Consider the following 5257-nt stretch of genomic DNA (forward strand, 5'->3'; position numbering starts at 1 on the left):
GCGACATGGGCATCAAGCACCTTGACCAGATCGGCAAAGATCGGGAACCGCCATGGCAGATCGCTGAGCGATGCGTAGGATGTGTAACCGGGATATCCCTGCTCCTCGCACCAGTCTTGCCCGGCTTCGTCATCATCCGCGATGACAAGACAGGAGTTTTCAAGCTCGGACGGGTCGACGGGTGCGCCCAACTCAGATAATTTGGCATGGTAAAGGCGGGTCGCGAAGAGGGATTTAATCTGGGTCATGTCGTGTTCATAGCGGGCTAATCCATCCGGGTACAGTGTGGTCCGCTCATCGGGCCCGCGACAACCGCCAACTCTTTGCGCACAAGGGGTTGCTTTGTATGGCGATGGGGTCTAAACGCCCCACTTCTACCCCCACTCCATCGGGAATCGGGTGACGTCTCAGACGGCCTACCGATGATGTTGACAAAGGAACATGGCATGAACGCCAACGAACTGCGGGATAAAACGCCCGATCAGCTCCGTGAAGAGCTGGTGAACCTGAAAAAAGAGAGCTTTAATCTGCGTTTCCAGCAGGCCACTGGTCAGCTTGAAAACACAGCAGGCATCCGTGCGGCCCGCCGCAATGCCGCGAAGGTCAAGACAATCCTGAACGAAAAGGCCGCTGCTGCGGCGTCGGACGAAACGTCCGCAACAAAAACAGTGGAGGCTTAATCCATGCCCAAGCGTATCCTGCAAGGGGTTGTGACAAGCAACCAGAATGCACAGACCGTCACCGTTTCGGTCGAGCGCCGTTTCAAGCACCCGCTGCTTCAGAAAACTGTTCGTAAGTCCAAAAAGTACCGGGCGCACGACGAGCAGAACACTTTCAACATTGGCGATACAGTCCGTATTCAGGAATGTGCGCCAAAATCGAAAACCAAACGCTGGGAGGTTATTGCTTCTTAAGCAATAGCACCCGGTTCAATCGAAACCCTGGGCCCCCGGACGGAAATCGGGACTTGCTCATAGGTCGGAAAAGGAAACCAAATGATCCAGATGCAGACCAATCTGGATGTTGCTGACAACTCAGGCGCACGCCGAGTTCAGTGCATCAAGGTTCTGGGTGGTTCCCACCGTCGTTACGCCAGTGTTGGAGACATCATTGTTGTTTCGGTGAAGGAAGCCATTCCACGTGGTCGCGTAAAGAAAGGTGACGTCCGCAAGGCCGTCGTCGTACGCACCGCAAAAGAAGTACGCCGCGACGATGGCACCGCCATCCGCTTTGACAGCAACGCTGCTGTCATCCTCAACAACAACAACGAGCCGATCGGTACACGTATCTTCGGCCCAGTCGTTCGCGAGCTGCGCGCAAAGAACTTCATGAAAATCATCTCGCTTGCTCCGGAGGTGCTGTAACCATGGCTGCGAAACTCCGTAAAGGTGACAGTGTCGTCGTTCTGACTGGCAAGGACAAAGGCAAGACTGGTTCCATTACCAGCATTGACCCGAAATCCGGCAAGGCCATCGTGGACGGTATCAACATTGCGATCCGTCACACAAAGCAATCCCAGGCAACACAGGGTGGCCGCACACCAAAGCCGATGCCGATCCAACTGTCGAATCTGGCTATCGTGGACAAGAATGGCAAGGCAACCCGCGTCGGTTTCCGTATTGACGGCGACAACAAGGTGCGTTTTGCCAAGACAACAGGGGATGTGATCTGATGCTTGATGCTGCAAACTATACCCCCCGTCTCAAGGATATTTATAAATCGACCATCCGTGGCGCGATGAAAGAAGAGTTCGGTTACAAAAACGAGATGCAAATCCCGCGTTTGGACAAGATTGTCCTGAACATCGGCTGCGGTGCAGAAGCTGTCCGTGACAGCAAGAAAGCAAAAACCGCGCAGGAAGATCTGACGACTATCGCCGGTCAGAAGGCCATGACGACACACGCCAAGAAATCCATTGCCGGTTTCCGCGTCCGTGAAGACATGCCACTGGGTGCAAAGGTAACTTTGCGCGGCGACCGTATGTACGAATTCCTTGACCGTCTGATCACTGTTGCAATGCCACGTATCCGCGACTTTCGCGGCGTATCCGGCAAATCCTTCGACGGCCGCGGCAACTATGCCACCGGCATCAAAGAGCACCTGATCTTCCCGGAAATCAACTTCGACAAGATCGATGAGAACTGGGGCATGGACATCGTGATCTGCACAACAGCGAGCACTGACGCTGAAGCAAAGGCACTGTTGAAGCACTTCAACATGCCGTTCAACAGCTAAGCGCCAGGGAGATTTAGATATGGCTAAGAAATCCATGATCGCACGCGAAGTGAAGCGTGAAAAGCTGGTCAAGCAGTATGCCGCAAAGCGTGCCGCCTTGAAGGCAATCATCAACGACAAAGAGATCCCCGTAGAAGAGCGGTTCAAGGCAACACTTGAACTTGCGAAACTGCCACGGAATTCCTCTGCGACCCGTTTGCACAACCGTTGCCAGCTCACCGGGCGTCCACACGCCTATTACCGTAAACTCAAGATCAGCCGGATCGCGCTGCGGGACCTTGGTTCCAATGGCGAAATTCCTGGTATGGTCAAGTCAAGCTGGTAAGGAGAATTTGATATGAACGATCCTATCGGCGATATGCTCACACGTATTCGTAACGGCCAGATGCGCGGCAAGGCAGTGGTGGAAACACCGGCGTCCAAACTGCGTGGCTGGGTTCTGGATGTGTTGTCTGACGAAGGCTACATCCGCGGTTACGAAAAGAAGGACGGCAAAGATGGCCATCCTGCTTTCAACATCGAGCTGAAGTATTACGAGGGTGACCCTGTCATTCGCGAAGTGAAGCGGGTTTCCAAGCCTGGCCGTCGCGTTTATCTGGGCGCCAATGACATCCCATCCGTCCGTCAGGGCCTGGGTGTGTCGATTGTCTCCACCTCTCAGGGTGTGATGTCGGATGCCAAGGCACGGGCGGCCAATGTTGGCGGCGAAGTGCTCTGCACTGTATTCTAGGGAGATATCATGTCTCGTATTGGTAAAAAACCGGTTGAACTGCCCGCAGGCGTTACTGCCTCTGTGTCAGGCCAGACCGTTGAAATGAAAGGCCCCAAAGGGACCCGGACTTTCAAGGCGACCGACGACGTCACCATCACCGTTGATGGCAATGTTGTTTCCGTTGAACCACGCGGTAAATCCAAGCGCGCGCGCCAGCAGTGGGGCATGAGCCGCACAATGGTTGCAAACTTGGTCACCGGCGTTTCCGAAGGCTTCAAGAAAGAGCTTGAGCTGTCGGGTGTCGGTTACCGTGCACAGATGCAGGGCAACACATTGAAGCTGTCTCTGGGGTATTCCCACGACGTCAACTTTGAAGTGCCTGAAGGTGTGACCGTCACAGCGCCGAAGCCAACTGATGTGATCGTCGAAGGGATCGACGAACAGCAGGTTGGTCAGGTTGCGGCGAATATTCGTGCTTGGCGTAAGCCCGAGCCCTACAAGGGCAAAGGTATCAAGTACAAAGGCGAATATATCTTCCGCAAAGAAGGCAAGAAGAAGTAAGGAACGCAAAAATGGCAAACAGCAAGAGACAACTGTTTCTGAAGCGCCGCATGCGCGTTCGGAACAAACTTCGTGGCGTCACGGCCAATCAGGGCCGTGTCCGTCTTTCGGTTCACCGCTCCAACAAGAACATCAGCGCCCAGTTGATCGACGACGTCAACGGCGTGACACTCGCGTCCGCTTCGTCACTCGAAAAAGATCTGGGCGTTCTGGGAAAGAGCAACATCGAAGCCGCTTCCAAAGTGGGCGCTGCGATTGCAGAGCGCGCCAAGAAAGCTGGTGTCGAGGTCGCATATTTTGACCGTGGCGGCTTCCTGTTTCACGGCAAGATCAAGGCCTTGGCCGATGCAGCCCGTGAAGGCGGTCTGAAAATCTAATGGTGGGGGTGGGTTTCACCCACCCTACCGACACTCTGTAGGGTGGGTGAAACCCACGCTCGATGATCCGGCGCTTTTGGGCGACCCGTGATTGGATAACGCCCTTCTCGGGCAAGAAAAAAAGGACGCCATCAATGGCAGAACGTGAACAGCGCGGCCGCGGCCGCCGTGAAGAGCAAGCACCAGAGTTTGCCGACCGTCTGGTCGCAATCAACCGTGTTTCCAAAACAGTCAAAGGCGGTAAGCGCTTTGGCTTTGCCGCACTTGTTGTTGTTGGCGACCAAAAAGGCCGTGTCGGCTTTGGCAAAGGTAAGGCCAAGGAAGTACCCGAGGCGATCCGCAAGGCCACAGAGCAAGCGAAACGCCAGATGATCCGCGTCGCGCTGCGCGATGGCCGTACGCTGCACCATGATATCGAGGGCCGTCACGGTGCCGGTAAGGTGGTCATGCGCACGGCTCCCGTTGGTACCGGTATCATTGCCGGCGGCCCAATGCGTGCGGTGTTCGAAATGTTGGGTGTGCAGGACATTGTGTCCAAGTCCATCGGGTCGCAAAACCCCTACAACATGATCCGTGCCACCATGAACGGCCTGTCCAAAGAGCAATCCCCACGCAACGTCGCACAGCGCCGTGGCAAAAAGGTTGCCGACATTCTGCCAAAGCGTGACGAGGCCCCGGCGGCCGAAGCACCTGCCGCAGCTGACGCGTAAGGAGATCTGACAGATGGGTAAAACAATCGTCGTCAAGCAGATCGGCTCCCCGATCCGCCGCCCCGAAAAGCAGCGCGCAACGCTGATCGGACTGGGCCTGAACAAGATGAACCGCACCAAAGAGCTGGAAGATACACCTTCCGTCCGTGGTATGGTGAATTCCATCCGCCACCTCGTCGAGATTATCGAAGAGCGCGGGTAAGTAGCGTCGGGGTGAACCCCGACCTACCGTGAGAGAATGAAACGCCTCGCAGGAAATTGCGGGGCGTTTTTTTGTGCGATCAGCTAATGCGGCCATGCGAATGCTGCATGGCGGCATCTCGAATGCTGCAGTTGCACAAATCCGGGTAGCGACCTACTTCTTTGCCAAGAGATACGCCGTGAAAACGGTGTCCAACCAGCAAAAGAGGGACGAAAGCCATGTCATTCATCGCCAACGCAAATACCCCCGTTCAAATCGGAGAACGGCTTTATACATTTGTGGCAACCAAGTTGGCCGCTTACCAAGAGGCACGCACGCGCAAGGCAGTCTACGAACAGGTCAAAGGCCAGTTGAGCCGCATGTCCGACCGCGACCTGGCCGATATCGGAACCAATCGGCTATTGATCGACGATGTGGCACGCGAAGCGGCTGGTGGGTCAGTAGAACGATAAAAGTCAGC

The 5257-nt window shown here is 55.3% G+C and carries 13 protein-coding genes; 12 read left to right on the plus strand and 1 reads right to left on the minus strand.

What is annotated here, in order from left to right; translation table 11 throughout:
• A partial coding sequence (locus R6T97_RS05825; RefSeq protein WP_410348353.1) for a TIGR02466 family protein occupies positions 1 to 248 on the minus strand: 248 nt, incomplete at its 3' end.
• A 198-nt stretch (positions 249 to 446) separates the two neighbouring features.
• Between R6T97_RS05825 and rpmC the strand changes: the two genes are divergently transcribed.
• The 12 genes from rpmC to R6T97_RS05885 all read left to right on the plus strand — a co-directional run bounded on the left by rpmC (position 447) and on the right by R6T97_RS05885 (position 5249).
• Complete coding sequence (gene rpmC / locus R6T97_RS05830; RefSeq protein WP_410348354.1) at positions 447 to 680, plus strand: 50S ribosomal protein L29; 234 nt, start codon at positions 447 to 449, stop codon at positions 678 to 680.
• Positions 681 to 683: 3 nt separating this feature from the next.
• Positions 684 to 914 carry a 30S ribosomal protein S17 gene (rpsQ, locus tag R6T97_RS05835; protein WP_410348355.1) on the plus strand — a complete coding sequence of 77 codons (231 nt, stop codon included), beginning with the start codon at positions 684 to 686 and terminating at the stop codon, positions 912 to 914.
• Between the two features lie 81 nt (positions 915 to 995).
• Entirely contained in the window at positions 996 to 1364 is a 369-nt protein-coding gene (gene rplN, locus R6T97_RS05840) for a 50S ribosomal protein L14 (protein ID WP_008236500.1), read from the plus strand.
• Between the two features lie 2 nt (positions 1365 to 1366).
• Positions 1367 to 1672, plus strand: coding sequence for a 50S ribosomal protein L24 (gene rplX / locus R6T97_RS05845; protein ID WP_410348356.1), 306 nt, complete (start codon positions 1367 to 1369; stop codon positions 1670 to 1672).
• Positions 1672 to 2235, plus strand: a complete 564-nt coding sequence (rplE, locus tag R6T97_RS05850; RefSeq protein ID WP_410348357.1) for a 50S ribosomal protein L5 — start codon at positions 1672 to 1674, stop codon at positions 2233 to 2235. The genes rplX and rplE overlap by 1 nt, the downstream gene beginning before the upstream one ends.
• A 19-nt stretch (positions 2236 to 2254) precedes the next feature.
• A complete protein-coding gene (rpsN, locus tag R6T97_RS05855; RefSeq protein ID WP_410348358.1) occupies positions 2255 to 2560 on the plus strand; it encodes a 30S ribosomal protein S14 in 306 nt (101 codons plus the stop codon).
• A gap of 12 nt (positions 2561 to 2572) precedes the next feature.
• The gene (rpsH, locus tag R6T97_RS05860) at positions 2573 to 2965 is read left to right on the plus strand and encodes a 30S ribosomal protein S8 (RefSeq protein WP_410348359.1); all 393 of its coding nucleotides are present in this window, start codon (positions 2573 to 2575) and stop codon (positions 2963 to 2965) included.
• A gap of 9 nt (positions 2966 to 2974) precedes the next feature.
• On the plus strand, positions 2975 to 3508 hold the full coding sequence (gene rplF / locus R6T97_RS05865; protein ID WP_410348360.1) for a 50S ribosomal protein L6: 534 nt from the start codon (positions 2975 to 2977) through the stop codon (positions 3506 to 3508).
• An 11-nt stretch (positions 3509 to 3519) separates the two neighbouring features.
• Complete coding sequence (gene rplR / locus R6T97_RS05870; RefSeq protein ID WP_410348361.1) at positions 3520 to 3885, plus strand: 50S ribosomal protein L18; 366 nt, start codon at positions 3520 to 3522, stop codon at positions 3883 to 3885.
• Between the two features lie 134 nt (positions 3886 to 4019).
• Positions 4020 to 4595: a 30S ribosomal protein S5 gene (gene rpsE / locus R6T97_RS05875; protein ID WP_410348362.1), complete on the plus strand. Its 576-nt coding sequence runs from the start codon at positions 4020 to 4022 to the stop codon at positions 4593 to 4595.
• 13 nt (positions 4596 to 4608) lie between these two features.
• Positions 4609 to 4797: a 50S ribosomal protein L30 gene (gene rpmD / locus R6T97_RS05880; protein WP_410348363.1), complete on the plus strand. Its 189-nt coding sequence runs from the start codon at positions 4609 to 4611 to the stop codon at positions 4795 to 4797.
• A 218-nt stretch (positions 4798 to 5015) separates the two neighbouring features.
• Entirely contained in the window at positions 5016 to 5249 is a 234-nt protein-coding gene (locus tag R6T97_RS05885; protein WP_410348364.1) for a DUF1127 domain-containing protein, read from the plus strand.
• Positions 5250 to 5257 lie beyond the last annotated feature (8 nt).

This window comes from Yoonia sp. (assembly GCF_046498525.1).
Classification (GTDB): Bacteria; Pseudomonadota; Alphaproteobacteria; order Rhodobacterales; family Rhodobacteraceae; genus Yoonia.